20 protein-coding genes are annotated in these 18,235 nt (G+C 63.2%); 2 read left to right on the top strand and 18 right to left on the bottom strand.

All coding sequences use genetic code 11. The features are described 5' to 3' along the window. The first annotated feature begins 10 nt into the window (after positions 1 to 10). A complete protein-coding gene (locus tag L0G76_RS01120; RefSeq protein ID WP_304355591.1) occupies positions 11 to 733 on the top strand; it encodes an alpha-ketoglutarate-dependent dioxygenase AlkB family protein in 723 nt (240 codons plus the stop codon). On the opposite strand, the gene L0G76_RS01115 is transcribed toward L0G76_RS01120, so the two are convergent. Genes L0G76_RS01115 through L0G76_RS01090 form a run of 6 tightly spaced genes read right to left on the bottom strand, consistent with a single transcriptional unit; the run spans position 730 to position 6,715 of the window. Next, entirely contained in the window at positions 730 to 1,143 is a 414-nt protein-coding gene (locus L0G76_RS01115) for a cation:proton antiporter (protein ID WP_304355590.1), read from the bottom strand. The genes L0G76_RS01120 and L0G76_RS01115 overlap by 4 nt on opposite strands. Continuing rightward, complete coding sequence (locus L0G76_RS01110; protein ID WP_304355589.1) at positions 1,143 to 1,403, bottom strand: monovalent cation/H+ antiporter complex subunit F; 261 nt, start codon at positions 1,401 to 1,403, stop codon at positions 1,143 to 1,145. The genes L0G76_RS01115 and L0G76_RS01110 overlap by 1 nt, the downstream gene beginning before the upstream one ends. After that, a complete protein-coding gene (locus L0G76_RS01105; RefSeq protein WP_369696153.1) occupies positions 1,400 to 1,801 on the bottom strand; it encodes a Na+/H+ antiporter subunit E in 402 nt (133 codons plus the stop codon). Before L0G76_RS01105 ends, L0G76_RS01110 begins: the two co-directional genes overlap by 4 nt. Then, positions 1,798 to 3,315: a monovalent cation/H+ antiporter subunit D family protein gene (locus L0G76_RS01100; protein ID WP_304355588.1), complete on the bottom strand. Its 1,518-nt coding sequence runs from the start codon at positions 3,313 to 3,315 to the stop codon at positions 1,798 to 1,800. The genes L0G76_RS01105 and L0G76_RS01100 overlap by 4 nt, the downstream gene beginning before the upstream one ends. Beyond that, complete coding sequence (locus L0G76_RS01095) at positions 3,312 to 3,644, bottom strand: sodium:proton antiporter (protein ID WP_304355587.1); 333 nt, start codon at positions 3,642 to 3,644, stop codon at positions 3,312 to 3,314. The genes L0G76_RS01100 and L0G76_RS01095 overlap by 4 nt, the downstream gene beginning before the upstream one ends. Further along, positions 3,641 to 6,715, bottom strand: coding sequence for a DUF4040 family protein (locus tag L0G76_RS01090; RefSeq protein WP_304355586.1), 3,075 nt, complete (start codon positions 6,713 to 6,715; stop codon positions 3,641 to 3,643). Before L0G76_RS01090 ends, L0G76_RS01095 begins: the two co-directional genes overlap by 4 nt. 151 nt (positions 6,716 to 6,866) lie before the next feature. On the opposite strand from L0G76_RS01090, the gene L0G76_RS01085 reads away from it, so the two are divergent. After that, positions 6,867 to 7,997: a glycosyltransferase family 4 protein gene (locus L0G76_RS01085; protein WP_304355585.1), complete on the top strand. Its 1,131-nt coding sequence runs from the start codon at positions 6,867 to 6,869 to the stop codon at positions 7,995 to 7,997. A 94-nt stretch (positions 7,998 to 8,091) separates the two neighbouring features. Here L0G76_RS01085 and L0G76_RS01080 read toward each other — a convergent pair whose 3' ends face one another. The 12 genes from L0G76_RS01080 to L0G76_RS01025 all read right to left on the bottom strand — a co-directional run bounded on the left by L0G76_RS01080 (position 8,092) and on the right by L0G76_RS01025 (position 18,107). Beyond that, positions 8,092 to 8,688: a histidine phosphatase family protein gene (locus tag L0G76_RS01080; RefSeq protein ID WP_304355584.1), complete on the bottom strand. Its 597-nt coding sequence runs from the start codon at positions 8,686 to 8,688 to the stop codon at positions 8,092 to 8,094. Next, positions 8,685 to 9,047, bottom strand: coding sequence for a ribosome silencing factor (gene rsfS, locus L0G76_RS01075; RefSeq protein ID WP_304355583.1), 363 nt, complete (start codon positions 9,045 to 9,047; stop codon positions 8,685 to 8,687). Before rsfS ends, L0G76_RS01080 begins: the two co-directional genes overlap by 4 nt. A gap of 44 nt (positions 9,048 to 9,091) precedes the next feature. Further along, on the bottom strand, positions 9,092 to 10,396 hold the full coding sequence (locus L0G76_RS01070) for a hypothetical protein (protein ID WP_304355582.1): 1,305 nt from the start codon (positions 10,394 to 10,396) through the stop codon (positions 9,092 to 9,094). Then, complete coding sequence (gene nadD, locus L0G76_RS01065) at positions 10,389 to 10,994, bottom strand: nicotinate-nucleotide adenylyltransferase (RefSeq protein WP_304355581.1); 606 nt, start codon at positions 10,992 to 10,994, stop codon at positions 10,389 to 10,391. The genes L0G76_RS01070 and nadD overlap by 8 nt, the downstream gene beginning before the upstream one ends. A gap of 1 nt (position 10,995) precedes the next feature. After that, positions 10,996 to 11,160 (bottom strand): hypothetical protein, encoded by a 165-nt coding sequence (locus tag L0G76_RS01060; protein ID WP_304355580.1) that lies wholly within the window; start codon positions 11,158 to 11,160, stop codon positions 10,996 to 10,998. A gap of 151 nt (positions 11,161 to 11,311) precedes the next feature. Then, positions 11,312 to 12,601: a glutamate-5-semialdehyde dehydrogenase gene (locus L0G76_RS01055; protein WP_304355579.1), complete on the bottom strand. Its 1,290-nt coding sequence runs from the start codon at positions 12,599 to 12,601 to the stop codon at positions 11,312 to 11,314. 3 nt (positions 12,602 to 12,604) lie between these two features. Next, positions 12,605 to 13,771 (bottom strand): glutamate 5-kinase, encoded by a 1,167-nt coding sequence (gene proB, locus L0G76_RS01050; protein ID WP_304355578.1) that lies wholly within the window; start codon positions 13,769 to 13,771, stop codon positions 12,605 to 12,607. Next, on the bottom strand, positions 13,768 to 15,330 hold the full coding sequence (gene obgE, locus L0G76_RS01045) for a GTPase ObgE (RefSeq protein WP_304355577.1): 1,563 nt from the start codon (positions 15,328 to 15,330) through the stop codon (positions 13,768 to 13,770). Before obgE ends, proB begins: the two co-directional genes overlap by 4 nt. 82 nt (positions 15,331 to 15,412) lie before the next feature. Then, a complete protein-coding gene (gene rpmA / locus L0G76_RS01040) occupies positions 15,413 to 15,664 on the bottom strand; it encodes a 50S ribosomal protein L27 (RefSeq protein ID WP_009884168.1) in 252 nt (83 codons plus the stop codon). A 13-nt stretch (positions 15,665 to 15,677) separates the two neighbouring features. After that, entirely contained in the window at positions 15,678 to 15,986 is a 309-nt protein-coding gene (rplU, locus tag L0G76_RS01035) for a 50S ribosomal protein L21 (RefSeq protein WP_304355576.1), read from the bottom strand. 176 nt (positions 15,987 to 16,162) lie between these two features. Continuing rightward, on the bottom strand, positions 16,163 to 16,477 hold the full coding sequence (locus L0G76_RS01030) for a chorismate mutase (RefSeq protein ID WP_304355575.1): 315 nt from the start codon (positions 16,475 to 16,477) through the stop codon (positions 16,163 to 16,165). A 97-nt stretch (positions 16,478 to 16,574) separates the two neighbouring features. Continuing rightward, entirely contained in the window at positions 16,575 to 18,107 is a 1,533-nt protein-coding gene (locus tag L0G76_RS01025) for an alanine/glycine:cation symporter family protein (RefSeq protein ID WP_304355574.1), read from the bottom strand. Between the last annotated feature and the right edge of the window lie 128 nt (positions 18,108 to 18,235).

Raw genomic sequence — 18,235 nt, 5'->3', positions numbered from 1 at the left:
TCCACCCGTCATGGAGTCACTGTTCGCCGACGAGGCCTTCGACCGCCGTCCCCGTGTCATCGCACCGGGGGCGGTCTGGCTCCCCAGATTCCTCGACGAGGCGGCACAAGCCTGGATCATCAGGCAGTACGCGAAATGGCAGTCGGGACCGGTGCCGGCACATGCGACGTCAATCGCGGGGCATCCGATGAGTGTGAGCACCATCGGCCTCGGCTGGCATTGGCAGCCGGGCCGCTACGACCGCCACGCTCGCGATGTCAATGGCGAGCGAGTGCTCTCGTTTCCGGACTGGATGACTCGCCTGGGTCGCCAGGTCGTCTCCTCTGCCGCCGAGGTGGTCACCGAGGATCCAGACTTCCCCGAAGCCGCCCCGAGTCTGTGGGGTCTCGTGCCCGAGGCCTACTGCCCCGACGTGGCACTGGTCAACTACTACGACGCCCGGGCGAAGATGGGCATGCACCAGGACAAGGACGAGTTCGATCCGGCTCCCGTCGTGTCACTCTCCCTGGGTGACACATGTGTCTTCCGCTTCGGCAACACCGTCAACCGCAACAGGCCCTTTGAGGACATTCGCCTGGCCTCAGGCGATGCCTTCGTCTTCGGTGGGCCCGCCCGCTTTGCCTATCACGGGGTGACGAAGATCCATGAGGCCACGGCACCGGAGCACGGGCGACTGGACCACCTCGGCGGGGGCAGGATCAACATCACGATGCGCACCACCGGCAGGGATTAGCTCCTGTCTGGGGTCTCCTCGGGCTCCTCCGGTGCATCGGGGTCCTCGTCGACGACTTCTGCCGGCGGCGACGCCAGCCGATTGGGCACGGTCTTGCGGTAGACGGGCTGTCCGGACAGAACGCTGGCACGCGCGAGCGTGTTGCTGCCCACGGACGAGACGATGATCAGGCACGCCACAGCCACGACGGCCATGAGCAGTGAGCCCCACCTGAATCCCTCCGCATGGAGGTCATAGACGTAGGCTGCCGCCACGATCAGAGGCATTCCGAGGCCGGTGGCCGGTGAGAAGACATTGATCCGGGACAGTGCATCACGAACGCGGAACATTGCGATCGCGGAGAACAGCATGAGCAGAGACCCGACGATTCCGAAGACACCGACCAGGGTGATCGCCACAGCATCATTCATCAACGCAACCCCCTGGTGAGGATCCTCGACAGTGCGATGGTGGCGAGAATGCCGACCATGGACGACAGGAAGATCGCGTCGAGGACGATCGACGAGGACACGATGATTCCGAACATCGTGAGCATGGCGATGGCGGAGAAGTACATGAGATCGCTGACGATCGCCCGCGACCCCAGGTCCTTGGCCGTGAGGACTCGCACCAGACCCACGATGACGGCCGCGGCGAGGATGATGCTGCAGATGCTGACGACGATGCTCATGGGCGTCCTTCCTCCTGTTCGACCTCGATGACGGTGTTTGCGGCACCCGTGGGAGCCCGCCCCCGGGTCATCGCGAGCAGACGTGACTCCATGTCGTAGAGTCCCTCCAGCGCGGAAACCTCCGAATCTTCGAACAGGGCGTGGACGAAGAGCACCGGTGGCTGTGTGGAGGTGCCTGCGGCGATGGCCGCAACGAGTGTGCCGGGTGTGATCGTGATCGACGAGGCGAACAGGGTCACCTCGAGGTCGGTGACGCACCTCAGCGGGACCTCGACGATCATCGGCTGAGCGTACAGCCTGCCCGGCAGGAACAGACGGGACACGACCGTGGCCGATCCGGTGACGATCGCCCACCAGATATAGGCGAGGTAGGAGATGCCGTGGATGAGGCGCATCATGGCGTCGTCACCGCCTCGATGTAGGCGCCGTGGTCGAGCAGCCCGGCTGCGGCGCGGGCGGTGATGTCGAGCAGCGGCTCCGGGTAGGCGAAGATGGCCACGGACACTCCGATCATGATGGTTCCCGGAATGAGCAGTCGTGACGGAATCCGGACGCTCTGTGGAATGGACTCAGCCGGGGCGCGGCCGGTCTCAGCCGAATCGGGCCGGTAGGACTGCATCGGCGGCCCCCAGAAGGTGTTGCGCCACATGCGCTGAAGGGCGAGCAGACTGATGAGGGCGCCGATCACGATCGCCGCGACCAGCCACCAGCCCAGCGTGTCTCCGCTGCCGGTGGCGGCCGTGATCAATCCGACCTTTCCCCATAGCCCGGAGGTCGGTGGGAGGCCGATGAGTGAGAACAGGCCGAGGATCATCAGGATCGTCGCCCACCTCTCTCGGCCGGCCAGCCCGGTCAGCTTCTTGAACGAGCCGCTGCCGTAGGTCTGTTCGACCGCTCCCATGATGAGCAGAAGGCCCGACATCGTGATCATGTGGTGGACCATGTAGAAGGCGCCGGCGCCCAATGCCGTCGAGGTCAGGAGCACCACACCGAGCAGAATGTGTCCGATGCCGCTCGTCATCTGGAAGGCGAGGACGTTGCGGACCCTGTTCTGCCCGATTCCGGACAGAGAACCGATGAGGATGCTGGCGATGGCGATGATGACGATGACGTTGACCCAGGCAGCAGGTTCGCCGTACATCGTGGTGTAGATCCGGTAGATCGCGTAGAGGGCGACCTTCGAGTGGAGGCTCGAGAACAACGCCATCATACCCGCCGAGGTATTCGGATAGCTGCGGACCAGCCAACCGTGGAACGGTGCGCCTCCGGCCTTGATGATCAAGGCGAAGAGGACGACGCCGATGGCCAGCGCTCCCTGCCCGGTCGGTGCTCCCATCTGGGCCAGGATCGCAATGTTCACGGTGCCGGCGGAACCGTACACGAAGCCGACACCGATGAGCAGAATCGTCGAGGTCAGCAGGTTGACCATGACATACATGCGACCCACGCCGAGGCGGCGCCAGGTTCCGGTCACCGCGATGAGCGCGTAGGCCGGCAGCACCATAACCTCGATGAAGACGAAGAAGTTGAAGAGATCCCCTGTCAGCAGTGCACCGTAGACACCGGTGAGCATCATCAGGATCAGGGCGGGAACGAAACGGTACTGGTCCTCACCGGTCGTGATCAGGAAGATGCAGCTCACGACAGCTGTGAGGGAGGTCAGGACCAGCATCAGGGCGGTGAAAGTGTCGGAGACGAAGGGGATCGCCAGCCCGGGGACGTAGCCGCCGACGGAGTGGGCGAGAACCGGCTGCTGTTGGTGGACGAAGAGCAGCACGATGCCGGAGATGCCGACGAAGCTCGGGGCCGCCAGCAGCAGGATGCGGTCGACGGTGCGGGAGGTGATGAGCACGCTCAGGGCTGATGCCAGGAGCGGCACACCGATGAGCAGGAGCAGGAATGCCGGATTCATGATTCGCGTTCCTCCCCTGTCTCAGGGGCTCGTTTCTGATCGTCGTCGTGGCCGAGCACGGACAGGGCGAGCATGAAGATCGTCACCGCCAGGGTGATGACGATGGCGGTGAGCACGAAGGCCTGCGGCAGCGGGTCGGCAGCGAGGCTCTGGTCACCGCGATTGCTCAGGGGTTCGACCCGCCAGGCGCTGACTCCTGCGGAGAGCAGGATGAAGTTCGCAGCATGGGAGATGAGCGTGAGTCCGAAGACGCCTCGGACCATGGACCGCTGCATCATCAGATACACGCCGCCCGCGGTGAGCACTCCGATCGTGAGGGCAAGAATCATTTCGCACCCTCCTGTGCATCTGTTCGCGACTGCTCCGGTTCATTGCCTCTCGACCGCTCGATGGGAGCATCGCCGTGAAGGATATGGGTCGATGATGCCCTCACCTTCGCATCCGGGTCGCCGGCCTTCGACCGGCGGTCGCGAGACGGTCGTTCCCCTCTGATCGCGTCCATCGGTCCGCTCAGCTCTCCGTATATCAGCTCGTCGGCACGCTCGCGGGTGAGTTCGACGTCACGATGGATGATGCCGTTGGTGAGGACGTCATCCCCGGCGGGCGTGGCCGCCGAGTCCGAGACGCCGAGGAGGTTGAACGACAGCAGAATCAGTCCGAGCACGGCCAGGTACACTCCGAGGTCGAAGATCATCGACGTCGTGAAGTGCTGACCCAGGAAGTAGCCGTGCATCGGCTTGAGGAAGGAGCCGGCGAAGATGAGCCCGATGAAACCGGTGGCCACCGCCGTGCCGACGCCGGACCCGATCAGGTACAGCGGCGCCTTCGGCGGACCGATCGCACGGTCCTTGGCCGTCGACATGTACAGCAGTCCGATGACCGCCGAGCCGATCAGCGCGGCGATGAAGCCCCCGCCGGGTTCGTTGTGTCCGCGCCAGAAGATCACGAGTGAGGTGATCGCCAGCAATGGGCCGAGCACCTTGATCATGAGTTTGGGCGGTATCACATTGGGCCATGCCTCATGGACGGCTCGATAGGCGGTCGAGCCGCGGGGCCGGATCGAGACCCAGGCCCGCCGCGGCGGTTCGGGAATGTTCTCTGCGGGCGGATCGATGAACTTGTCCTTGACCGTCGACATCACGGCGACGATCGCGATTCCGGCCATGCCGAGGACGGTGAGCTCTCCGAGTGTATCCAAGGCGCGGAATTCGACGAGGATGGTGTTGACGATGTTGTTTCCGCCGCTGATGTCGGGGGCGTTGTCAATGTAGTACAGACCGAGGTCGGACCGTTCTCGACGTCCGTTCAGAGCCAGGGTCAGAACTGTGGCAGCGAGACCCACGATGATCGCGAAGATCGCCCGTGCGCCCTGCAGCCGCTTCGGAAACTTCCAGAACGAACGAGGAAGCTTCTGCAGCACGAGCATGATGACGATGATCGTCATCGCTTCGACCAACAGTTGGGTGAGAGTCACGTCCGGAGCCCCGAGAGCCAGAATCTGCACCGTGGCGAGGATACCGATGCCCGAGAGTGCAACCACGGTGGTCAGACGGGAGTGCGAGGTGCAGACGACCAGGACGGCCGTGGTGATGAGAACGAGGAGAACGATGTCGATGGGCCGCCACAGCCCTTCCTGCAGCGGTGGCAGCTCCGGGTAGATGACCGGCACGGCGGAGAAGGCGAGAAGGGCGAGACCGCCCAGCGACATTGCCAGGTAAGGTCCGGAATTCATCGGTTTGACGAAGACGCCCAAGCCTCTTCCGGCCCGACGCAGTGCCCAGGTGAGACCGCTGATGACGTCGGCACCGTCGAAGCCGAGTGTGGCTCGGTGGAAGAACGCGAAGACGCGCGAGCGGTTGACGATGATGATCACCCCGATCACGATGATCAGCACCGAGGCGATGAGCTCCGCATTCAGGCCGTGCCACAGCGCAAGGTGGACCGGCTCGGTTGACTCGAGGAGGGCGGCACGGACAGCTTGACTGATGGGGTTGTCGAAGGCGAACAGTACGAAGCTCAGCGGAATCGAAGCGAGGATCGGCACGGCCGCAGCCACGAGCATGACAGGAGACCCGTGCCCCAGTCTCGCCCGCTCCACGTGCTTGCCGTCGATGAACGCTCCCCACACAGTCTTGGCACAGTAGGCGAAGGTGAGCACCGAAGCACCGACGGCCACCAGCAGCGCCGCCCAGCCCGTCCAGGCCGCCCCGGGAGTGTCGCCGAAAGCAGTGAAGAGCGCTTCCTTCGAGACGAAGCCGAGCAGCGGAGGTATGCCTGACATCGAGGCGCAGCCGACGATCATCACGATGAAGGACGCCGGTGCTGCGCGCATCAGTTGTGGGATCCGGGTCAGTTCGCGGGTTCCGGTGAGGTGGTCGACGACGCCGACCATCATGAACAGGCCCGACTTGAACAGTGCATGGGCGATGATGTGGAGGGTGGCGCCGGCGATCGCTGCTTCCGAACCGATGCCGATCACCGCGGTGATGAGACCCAGCTGCGAGACCGTGGAATAGGCCATCAGCTTCTTGACGTCGTATTGGTTGAGAGCGAACCAACCGCCGATGCAGGCGGTGGTGAGACCCGCGACGATGAGCAATGTGTTCCATGCCGGGGTGGCGTGGAAGGCGGGTGAGAAGCGCAGCAGGAGGAAGATGCCGGCCTTGACAACCGCGGCCGCATGCAGATAGGCCGATACCGGAGTGGCCGCGGCCATGGCGTCGGGCAGCCAGGAGTGGAAGGGGAACTGAGCCGATTTGGTCATCGCCGCGACCGCAATGAGGATCGCGACGAGCGTCGTCACCGGCGCTTGGCCCGACCAGGCCGGCGAACTCAGTGCCTCGTGGACGTTCGTGGTGCCGGTCACGGCGATGATGACACCGGTAGCCACCAGCAGAGACAGTCCGCCGAGGAAGGTGATGAGCATGGTGCGCAGCGAGGGCCCTTGGGCAGGCGAGCCGGAGCGGGCGATGAGGAAGAAGGAGGCCAGGGATGTCAGCTCCCAGCAGACGAACAGCACCAGGAGGTCGTTGCTGAGGACGAGCATCACCATCGAGAAGGTGAAGATCACCATCAGCCAGTAGAAGCTCGTGTTCCGCCCGCGGGACAGGTACGCCGTCGAATAGACGAAGACGATTGCGCCGATGATCAGGGCGATGTAGGTGAAGATGACCCCGATGCCGTCGGCGCGCAGGGCCAGCTCGACTCCGAGGGTGGGAATCCACTCGTAGGTCACTTCCGGGGTGGCCCCGGTCATCACCTCGGCGGCGGTGGGGGTGAATATGCCGGCGATGCCGAGGTAGGCGACTGCCAGGAGCCATCCGCTGGCTCGGCCCAGCCAGCGAGTGATGATGGGCGTGACGATGATGAGGGCGCCGAGAGCGACAACCGTTAGGATCATGATCGAGGCCTCAGGGCCCCGGACGCAGGTGATGCTTCCTTCACTCACTGACCCTTCGTCACAATGAACGCAGTCTGACCGGTCGTCACAATGAACGCGGTCTCGATCAGACGCAGACTTACAGATGACCAGACTATCGACTCGGAGTTCCATGAGCAAAAGCACAAGCAGCCCTCAGACGAGCGAAACGATCCGTGTCTTCTTCGATGCCCGCTTCACCCGGACGACCCATCATGATGGCATCTCCCGCTACGGTTCGTGCCTGCTGGAGGCCCTGCTCGGCGCCGTGGAGGGAACCCGGATCGAGGTCACGGCCATCATCAGCGATGAAGCGCAGCTCGGGCTCCTCCCGGACTGTCGGTGGATCAAGCTCAATTCGCCCACCTCCCCACGGGAGGTGTTCATCGCGAGGAAGCTCAACGCCCTCGGTGCCGATGTGGTCTTCTCCACCATGCAGGTGATGGGATCGACGGGACGCAGCTACGGTCTCATCCTCACCGTCCACGACCTCATCTACTACTCGCATCCCCTCCCCCCGGCCGATCTCCCGACGGCTGTTCGGCTGCTGTGGCGGGCCTATCACCTCAGCTTCGCCCCCCAGCGCCTGCTGCTGGGCCGTGCCGATGCGATCGCGGCAGTAAGTGAGACGACGAAGGCGCTCATCGCCGATCATCGTCTGTCGTCGAAGCCGGTGACCGTGGTGTCCAATGCCGCCGAGGTTGCTGTGGCCGGAGTCCGCCCCGTGAACAGGCATGACGCACGGTCGATCGTGTACATGGGATCGTTCCTGCCGTACAAGAACGTCGAAACCCTCATCCGCTCGCTGCAGCATCTGCCGGGATGGACCCTGCACGTCGCCAGTCGCATCGACGGCAGACGGGAAGCCGCGCTGCGTGCGCTGATCCCCGACCGGGCGAAGGTGATCTTCCACCGTGGCGTGACCGACGAGGAGTATGCGGATCTGCTCGAGGGCGCGACCGCTCTCGTCACGGCCTCTCAGGAGGAGGGGTTCGGGTTGCCTGTCATCGAGGCGATGGCCCAAGGTGTGCCGGTGGCGATCTCGGACATTCCGATCTTCCACGAGATCGCCGCGGACGCCGCCGTGTACTTCGACCCCGATGACGCTGCTGCCGTGGCGGCTGCGATCGACCGCCTCACCGATGCCGAACTGTGGTCCGAAGCCTCGGCGGCAGGGCAGAGGCAGGCAGAGTCCTTCGACTGGGACTCATCGGCTCAGGCTCTGGTGGGCATGATCCGCTCGGTTCACGCTCTACGACAGTGAGCACCGCCGGTCTGCGGGCATCGGCCACCGCCTTGCGGGCATCGGACCGCGGCCTGCGGAGCGCAGAGCGAGCGTCAGGAGCTCATTACGCGCGTCAGGAGGGGACTGTCCCCCAGCTGCGGAGGACCCAATTGCTTCCGGTGAAGCCGAATTCGCCATGCCCGCAGTTGCCCAGGACGGCCAGCCGCCCGGGGCCGTCCATGCCCAGCAGCAGTTCTGCGGCTGCCCGCAGGACAGCACCATGAGCGACGATGGCAATGGTCTCAGCCTCTGAGTGTTCGACGATGTCGGTGATCGCCGAGGCGACGCGTCGGCCCGATTCGGAGCGGGATTCGCCTCCGGGCGGGGTCATATCGGCACCGCTGAGCCACTGTTCGAGTTCGTGGGGCCAGGAGGCGCTGATCTCGTCACGGGTGCAACCCTCCCACTGTCCGAAGGCAGTTTCACGCAGACGCTCATCCCGTGTGACGTCGACGGTGAGCAGTGAGGCCAGTTCGTCGGCCGTGTCGGCGGCCCGTGAGAGGTCGGAGGACACGATGCATTCGGGGCGGAGCTCGCTGAGATAGCTTGCTGCCTGTGCGGCCTGAGTCCGGCCCACCTCATTGAGCGGGATGTCGGACTGACCTTGGAACCGGCGCTCGACGTTGTAGTCGGTCTGACCATGGCGCCAGAAGATCACAGTCCTGGTCATTGGGCGTCGTCGGCGCCTGAATGTTCCGGCAACTCCAGGTCGATGACCGGGCAGTCCTTCCACAGGCGTTCGAGCGCGTAGTACTCGCGCTGCTCGTGCGAGAAGACGTGGACGACGATGTCGCCGAAGTCGAGGAGAACCCAATCGCCGCTCCCCCGACCCTCACGACGCAGCGGCGTGTGACCATAGGTCGTCTGCAGGGCTTCTTCGACAGCATCGACGATTGATCCGATCTGCCGATCGTTTTCCGCGGAGATGATCAGGAAGGCATCAGTGATGTAGAGAGTGGCACTCACATCAAGGGCCACCTGATCGGTGCCGAGCTTCTCATCGGCCGCGCGCGCGGCGGTCCTCAGCATTTGGGTTGATTCAGCGATCTCGCTCACTAGAGCCTTTCAGATGATTACAGCAACATGACCAGTGCAATGACGATGAGTGCGACTGCGAAGAGCGCAGCGACACCCAACACTACATAGGGTACTTTGGATGGTTCTTCGCCAACAAGGATCCGACCGTCGTGACCGGTGACCTCGCTGGCGCGAATGCGAGTCCCCGGAGGGTTCTCGGTTTCTTCGTCCTCATAGTCAGGATTGGGCAGCGCCCAGGCCTCCGGCACAGTCTCCATGGGACGAGTCTCCGGGTTGGCGGCAAGAGCGCGCGCCGCATCGTCGGACGTGGAACCGGCGCCCCCACCCCCGGTTCCTTCAGCAGCGCCCGTCCCGGATGCGGAGTCGGCTTCGTCCACAGGCGCATCGGAATGGGTTGGCTCGCCGGTGGTTGCCGTCTTTTCGTCTCGGACCGCGCTGGAGTCGGGTCCGCGGCTCCGAGATTCTTCGGCAGCAGCGTCGGTGGTCGTCTCGGCACTATCGACCTCTGGAATCTGAGCCGAGGCTGCCGTGACGACCCGCACGCCCGAGCTGCTCGGCGGCTGCACGATGGGCATGCGTCGCGAGCGAGCAGTCGCGCCGCTCGCGTCGTTGAAGTCATCGTCACGTCCGTCGTCGTCGATTGCCGATGACTCCGGACCCTTCGGCTCAGCTGCCGACCGCGCCGACGGCTCTGGTGCCGACGACGGGGCGTCGTCCTGTCGCGGAGACGGGGCGTCGTCCTCTCGCGCAGTTGGGGCAGGTGCCGAGGGCGGGTCTGTCGCTGACGCTGCGGCGTCCAGATCCTCAAAGGGTTGGGACAGTGCGTCGTGGGCGCCACCGTCGAGGGCGGTGGGGCGCGGCGCCGAGTCGGCGGTGACAGGAGATTCGAAGTCCCGGGCGGCGACTTCGTCGGCGGATCCGCCGAATCCTGCGGTGTCGAAGGATTCGTCTTCAGCGGTCGTGCCTTCGCCTGATTCCTCGGGTGAGGTCTCATCGGGTCCCGCAATGACTGGGATTGCTCCGGTGGAGACGTCACCGTTCTGGGACAGTCCGTGTTCGCGCAGGTAGTTCTTTCGAGCAGTGCGGGAATCGAAATGGGGCAAAGGGGCTTGCTGGGGATCGAGGGGATCTTCGCCGCTGCTCGGCTCGGGTTCGGGGGCAGTGGCTCGTGGTTCGGGTTCCGGGGCCGGAGCGGGCGGAGGGTTGAGCAGGTCGCCCCGATTGTTCGATGACGGTTCGCCCGGCTGCTCAGGTGACTCTCGTGCTTCGAACGCCTGATCTGCAGCCAGCCGCTCGGCTTCTCGCCTTGCACGACGTGACGTGAACTGCTCCTCAGCCATTTTCACTCCTGTACAACTCGTATTTCGCGATGTACTGAACGACCCCGTCCGGCACGAGATACCAGACAGGCGCCCCATCCATCACCCGTAGTCTGCAATCCGTGGACGAGATCGACAGTGCAGGGATCTGCAGCAGGCTAAAACGGTCCACCGGAAGACCCTCACTGCGAAGTTCGTGTCCCGGCCGGCTCACTCCGACGAAGTGGGCCAAGGAAAACAGCTCATCTACATTCTTCCACGTCAGGATCTGAGCCAAAGCGTCCGCGCCGGTGATGAAGAACATCTCCGTGTGGGATCCGTAGCTCGTCGCCAAGTCACGAAGCGTGTCGATGGTGTAGGTGGGGCCGGGACGATCGACGTCGACACGAGAAACGGTGAAGCGCGGGTTCGACGCGGTTGCGATGACCGTCATCAGATACCGATGTTCGGCGCTCGTGACTTCGCCGGCGTCCTTCTGATACGGACGTCCCGTGGGCACGAACACGACTTCGTCGAGATCGAAGGTCGACGCCACCTCACTGGCTGCTACCAGGTGACCGTGATGAATGGGGTCGAAGGTGCCACCCATGACACCGACCCTGCGTGTATGTCGTGCCATATCAGTGGCGGTTGGAGATGCCCTTCCACGACCGGGTCACAGCTGCCATCGAGAGGAAGATCGCGAGGGTGATGAGTCCGTAGAAGATCGGATCCATCGGCAATTCGGTGTGGTGGGCTACCTTCTCCGCGCCTTCGGCAACGGTGGTCAACAGGGCTGCGTTCACGTGCTCTCTCCTTCTCGATGATGGTGACGCAGTCCGTCTGCGTCGCAGTGCTTATGCCTTCAGTTTCTCATGAACGGTGTGACAAATGGGCATCGACATGAATATGAGTGCAGTCCGAGTTCACCATCGGTGCTCTCGGACCGGGGCTGGGTCAGCTGCGGATCTGCCCATTGCCCATCATGACCCATTTCGTCGTCGTCAGCTGTTCGACACCCATCGGTCCGCGCGCGTGGAGCTTCTGGGTCGAGATCCCCACCTCTGCGCCGAAGCCGAGCTCTCCCCCATCGGTGAAGCGTGTGGACACGTTGACTCCGACCGCTGCGGCATCGATGGCCGTGACGAATGTCTCTGCATTGTCGATGTCCTTGGTCACGATCACCTCGGTGTGGCCTGAGGAGTAGGCGCGGATATGATCGATGGCTTCGTCTATCCCGGAAACGACCTTCACTGCGAGTTCGAGGTCGAGGTATTCTTTCGCCCAGTCGCGCCGGGAGACACGTTTAACCTTCATCGACTCCGGCGCCAATGCCGAGACCGTAGTGTCCGCGTGCAGAACGACGCCTGCTTTGTCGAGGCGCTCCAGGATCTTGGGCAGGACGCGTTTGGCCGCCTTCTCATGCACCAACAGGGTCTCGAGCGAGTTGCAGACACTGGGCCGATGTGTCTTCGAGTTGACCACCAGGTCGACGGAGCTCTTGACCGTGGCAGAGGAGTCGATGAACATGTGGACGTTGCCGATTCCGGTCTCGATGACCGGTACCAGCGAATCCTGCACAACGGTGTTGATGAGTTCGGCGCCACCGCGTGGGATGAGGAGATCGACGTAGTCACGGGAATTCATGAGCACGCTGGCGCCGTCGCGTCCGTATTGGTCGATGCCATTGATCGAATCCGCGGGAAGTCCGGCTGACTCCATGGCTTTACGCAGCACCGAGACGATCTCGGCGTTGGAGTTCTGGGCCGCGGCCCCTCCGCGCAGGACAGTGGCATTGCCTGCTTTGAGTGCGAGGATCGCGATGTCGACGGTGACGTTGGGGCGAGCTTCGTAGATTGCGCCGACCACCCCCATCGGAACACGGTTCTGGGTCACACGGATGCCGTTGGGCAGTACCCGTCCCACGACGACGTTGCCCACCGGGTCTTCAAGATCGATGATGGTTCCCACAGATGCGGCGATGGCTTCGATGCGATCGTGGTCGAGTCGCAGACGGTCGAGGAGACCCTCGTTCATTCCGTTTTCGACGCCGGCCGCGATGTCTGCCTCATTGGCTTTGACGATGCGTGCCGAATTCTCGCGCAGGGCGTCTGCGATCGCGCGAAGCCCGGCGTCCTTCTCTGCAGTCGACGAGGTCGCCAGGCGAGCGGCGGCGCTCTTGGCGTTCCTGACGACTCTGGTGACACCCCGAACGGTCTTCGGATGTATCTCGGATACAGCGGTCATGGACTATCTCCCCCCGCTCACGTGAGTGAGTACGAGATCATTGCGATGGATGACTTCTTTACGGTAGTCATTTCCCAGCCGGGTGCCAAGTTCGTCCGTGGTCAAGCCGAACATCGCGGGGAGTTCGTGCGCAGAGAAGTTGGTCATGCCACGAGCGATGACCTCATCGTCGAGGTTTCTGATCTCGATGGGGTCTCCCGCTTCGAATTCGCCGGTCACCCCGGTGACGCCGGCTGCCAGCAGTGAGGTCCCGCGCGAGAGCACTGCGGATTCGGCGCCGTTGTCGATGGTCACCGACCCGAAGGTGCGGGCCAGATGTCGCAGCCAGAGCAATCTGGTGCCGCGACGTTTGTGTGTCACGGAGAACCACGTTCCCACGTGTTCGCCGCCGAGGACCCCGGAGATCCTCTCTGCCGAGGTCAGCACCGCGGGTATCCCCGAGTCGGCCACCATGAGAGCGGCTTCGACCTTCGTTGCCATGCCACCCGTGCCGGTGCCGGCAGCGCCGGTTCCCCCGATGGCGATATCGCCGAGGTCGGCGATGGAGGAGACCTGTTCGATGCGCACCGATTCGGGCAGGTTCGGTGGTCCCGAATACAGGGCGTCGACGTCGGAGAGAAGCACGAGGGCGTCTGCGTGTGAGAGGTGCGCGACAAGCGCGGCCAAACGGTCATTGTCACCGAACCGGATCTCTTCGGTCGCCACGGCATCGTTCTCATTGACGATCGGCATCGTGCCGAGCGCGAGAAGCTTGTCGATGGCGCGCTGGGCGTTCTTGTACCGAGTGCGTCGGATCAGGTCATCTGCCGAAAGCAGGACCTGCCCGGGCACCAGATCGTAACGGCCCAGCGCCCGCGTGTAGGCAGCCATGAGGAGTCCCTGACCGACTCCGGCAGCTGCCTGCTGAGTGGCAAGGTCACCGGGCCGTTTGTTCAGCCCCATCGGTTCGAGGCCGGCCGCGATCGCACCGGAGGACACGAGGATGACCTCGTGACCGGCGGCACGGTGAGCTCCGATCACATCGGTCAGCGCGATCAGCTTGGCCTCGTCCAACCCCCCGTCGAGGGTGGTCAGGGACGAGGAGCCGACCTTGATCACGATGCGTCGGGCTGCTGCGATATCGGTGCGCACCGAGATGCTGCCGGAGTCGGAGGACTGGTGTTCGCTCATTCCTGACCGGACTCGGCGTCTGAGGTGGGACGACCGGCTCCTTCGCGGCCGCGTTGGGCACGCTCGGCAACCCGTTCCTCTTCGAACTCGGCACGCACGGCGGCCTTCGCATCCATCCGATCGTGGAATGCGGCCTTGCGTTCCTTGCGAGTGGAACGGGCGTCTTCATCCAGGCGAAGGTCGGTGCCGCGGTTACCGAGCAGTTCGGCGCCGCCGACACTTGTTGGATCCCAATCGAAGACGACGCCGTCGTCTCCGCCGACGACGATCGTGTCGCCAGGCTTCGCGCCGGCTTTGAACAGCGAATCTTCGACGCCGAGCCGATCGAGACGATCGGACAGGTAGCCGACTGCCTCGTCATTGGAGAAGTCGGTCTGCCGCACCCATCGTTCGGGTTTGACGCCCACAACACGGAAGATGGGTCCCTCGGCGTCCTTTTCCGCCCGGACTTCGAACCCGCGGTCGTCAACAGCCTTGGGACGGATGACGACACGCTGCGGGGTCGCCTCGAATTCGGCACGACGCTCACGCTCGGCTGAGACGAGCTCGGCCATTGCGAAGGACAGCTCTCGCAGGCCGGTGTGGCTGACTGCGGAGATCTCGAACACGCGATACCCGGCGGCCTCCAGATCGGGGCGGACGATGTCGGCCAGGTCGTGGCCGTCGGGGATGTCGACCTTGTTGAGCGCGACGAGTTTGGGACGTTCGGACAGCGGGAGCAGTCCGCTTCCGTCGTCGAGGTCGACCGCATATGCGGCCAGCTCCGACTCGATGATCGTCAGGTCCGAGACGGGATCACGTCCCGGTTCCCAGGTCGCCATGTCGACGACATGGATCAGCGCTGCACAGCGTTCGACGTGACGGAGGAATTCGAGGCCCAGGCCCTTGCCTTCGGAGGCTCCGGGGATGAGGCCCGGAACATCGGCGATCGTGTAGCGAACATCTCCGGCCTGAACCACGCCGAGGTTGGGCACGAGTGTGGTGAACGGATAGTCCGCGATCTTCGGTTTGGCCTCCGACAGCGCGGCGATGAGACTTGACTTGCCGGCTGAGGGGTATCCGACGAGTGCGATGTCCGCGATGGTCTTGAGTTCAAGGACCAGGCTCAATGATTCGCCCGGTTCGCCCAACAGCGCGAAACCCGGGGCCTTGCGCTTCGATGAGGCCAACGCAGCATTGCCGAGTCCGCCGCGACCGCCCGCGGCGGCGACGTATTCGGTCCCGGCATCGACGAGGTCGGCGATGATGTCGCCGTTCTGGTTCTTCACGACCGTGCCGTCGGGAACGGCGATGATGAGGTCGCCGCCGTCTGCACCATGGCGCAGGTCACCCTTGCCGATGCCGCCGTCGTTCGCGTTCAGGTGCGGACGGTGGTGCAGCGGGAGCAGCGTGGTGGTCTGTGAGTCGACGACGAACTTGATGTCGCCGCCCTGCCCTCCGTCGGCGCCGTCAGGTCCGCCGAGAGGTTTGAATTTCTCGCGCCTGATCGAGGCGCATCCGTTGCCACCGTCTCCGGCGGAAAGGTGGACTGTGACACGATCTATGAACTCGGTGGCCATAATGTCCTTATATCAGATGAAGGGTGAGTCTCGAGACTCACCCTTCATGGACCCCTATGAGGGGAAAAACAGAACTCGTCGATCAAGCGCCGACGATGTTGACGATCTTACGACCATTGCGTTTGCCGAATTCCACGGCTCCTGCCGACAGGGCGAAGAGCGTGTCGTCTCCGCCGCGTCCGACGTTGGCACCTGGGTGGAACTTGGTTCCGCGCTGGCGAACGATGATCTCTCCGGCTTTGACAACCTGTCCGCCGAAGCGCTTCACACCGAGGTACTGCGGGTTCGAGTCGCGACCGTTGCGGGACGAGCTGACTCCCTTTTTGCTTGACATGTGAAGTCTCCTCTTACTTGATGTTCGTGATCTTCAGACGGGTGAGGTCCTGGCGGTGGCCCTGACGCTTCTTGTAACCGGTCTTGTTCTTGTATTTCTGAATGATGATCTTGGGGCCGCGGAGTTCGTTGACGACCTCAGCGCTGACCGCAACCTTCGATAGGGCATCGACGTCGGTCGTGACAGTCTCACCATCGACGAGCAGGACGGCATCGAGATCGACGCTCTCCCCTGCCTTCGCCTTCACTCGGTTGACTGTGATGATGTCTCCGACGCTGACCTTTTCCTGATGGCCACCGGCACGGACAATGGCATAGACCATGGTCGAACCCTTTCTGTTCATACACAAACGAACGGCGGTTGATCCCTTGGCTCCCGAAGAAGGATTTCCTCGGGTGTCCCATTGAGAGGAATCACCAGCCGTGGTGCGTCGTGCGCACCGACGACCCAGTCTAATGGATTCGACCGACGTTCGGCAAACCGTGAGGGCCTCTGATCTCAGGCTTCTCGGGTCTCAGCGATCCTTTCGTGATGACGGATCACCTCGGCGACGATGAAGGTCAGGAACTTCTCTGCGAATTCGGGGTCCAGGTGCGCGTCTTCAGCCAATTCGCGAAGGTGCGCGACCTGCCTGCCCTCTCGCTCGGGATCGGCGGGAGGCAGGCCGTGGTCGGCCTTCAGCTCGCCGACCGTCTCTGTGAGCTTGAACCTCTCGGCGAGCAGATGGATGAGCGCTGCGTCAATGTTGTCAATGCTTCCGCGCAGTTCCAACAGTCGCTCCTGGGCACGTGTCTTGTCGTTGATCTGATCCACGTGCACCAGTCTATCGAGACTTGCGCTGTTCCTCAGCCGCCGCGCAGAAGCCGATCCCGCGCAAAGGCACGGGATCGGCTTCAGAGGGCTGCCGGACTCAGGCCGGCTGGTTCACAGGAACGGCGTCCTTGGTGTCGGGATCGTTGAGTATACCCGCCTTGCGATCGGCCAGGTACTTCTTCATCTCCTTCTTCACCACCGGCATCAGCATGTAGAGGCCGAGGATGTTGATGAACGCGCAGAGGAACAGTGCGGCATCGGCGAACTCGACGACCTTGCTGAAGCTGGCGATGCAGCCGATGACTACGAACACGCAGACGAGGACGCGGAAGACTGTGGCCGCACCGTTCGACTTGCCGAACAGGTAGGCCCAGGCCCGCTCACCGTAGTAGGCCCAGGTGATGAGTGTGGAGAACGCGAAGAGGGCCACCGCGATCGCGAGGAGCACCGGGTACCAGCTCGCGACAGTGGAGAAGGCATCCGAGGCCAGGGCCACGCCGCCGATCTCACCCTCACCGAGATCATTGGTGTAGGAGGGCTGGTTCGCGACGATGATGGTCAGTGCGGTCATGGTGCAGACGATGACCGTGTCGACGAAGGGCTCGAGCAATGCAACGAAGCCTTCCGAGATGGGCCGACGCGTCTTGACTGCGGAGTGGGCGATGGGTGCCGAGCCGATGCCGGCCTCGTTGGAGAAGGCCGAGCGCTGGAAGCCGATGATCATGACGCCGACGATGCCGCCGGCGATTCCCTGCGGATTGAACGCGCCCGAGATGATCTCGCCGAATGCCTGAGGGATCTGAGGGAAGTTGATGCCCAGAACGAGGAGGCAGGAAAGCACGTAGAAGATGCCCATGGCGGGGACGAGCTTGTCGGTGACGTGTGCGATCGACCGGATTCCGCCGAGGATGACGAGACCGACCAGAACGGCGAAGATGATTCCGAAGATCAATGACGCCCAGGCCCCGCCGAGGAAGCCCTCGGCTCCACCTGTGGCATCGCGGACCTGCGCGAAGGTCTGGTTGGCCTGGAACATTCCGCCGCCGACGACGCCGAAGATGAGGATGGAGACAGCGAAGATCCCCGTGAGCACAGATGCCACCGGCCTGGAGAACTTGCGGAACGCGATGGGCAGGTACTTGAAGGGGCCGCCATAGACTGTGCCGTCTTCGTCGATCTCACGATATTTCACGCCCAGTGTGCACTCGACGAACTTGGTGCACATGCCGAGAAGACCGGCGATGATCATCCAGAAGGTGACACCGGGACCGCCGAGGGCGATCGCCACACCGACACCGGCGATGTTGCCGAGGCCGACCGTGCCTGACAGCGCGGAGGCCAGCGCCTGGAAATGCGTGATTTCGCCAGGATCGTCCTTGGAAGAGTATTTGCCTCGAATGACATCGAGCGAGACCTTGAATCCGCGGAACTGGATGAAGCCGAAGTAGACGCTGAAGATCAGTGCCGCAGCGATGAGCCAGAGGACGACGAAGGGGAATGAGATAGGGCCGAGGGTGATGGGAAAGAAGATGATCCCGCCGAAGAAGGTGGCGATCGGATCGAACCAGGAGTTGATCGCATCATCAACTGGAGATTTGGGGGCATCTGCTGCCAGTAGCAAAGTGTTCATGGTGCAATAACCTGCCGTACCCCCATGCAGGTGGCAAGCACTAATACGCCCTACTCGAATACAGTTATCCAAATGTTACCTGCGTCACACCTGCAAGGCGTTCATGAGATGCACGTCTCACTCCGTGT

The organism is Brevibacterium picturae, assembly GCF_030453725.1.
Classification (GTDB): Bacteria; Actinomycetota; Actinomycetes; order Actinomycetales; family Brevibacteriaceae; genus Brevibacterium; species Brevibacterium sandarakinum_A.
This window is presented reverse-complemented; position numbering and strand designations above follow the sequence as displayed.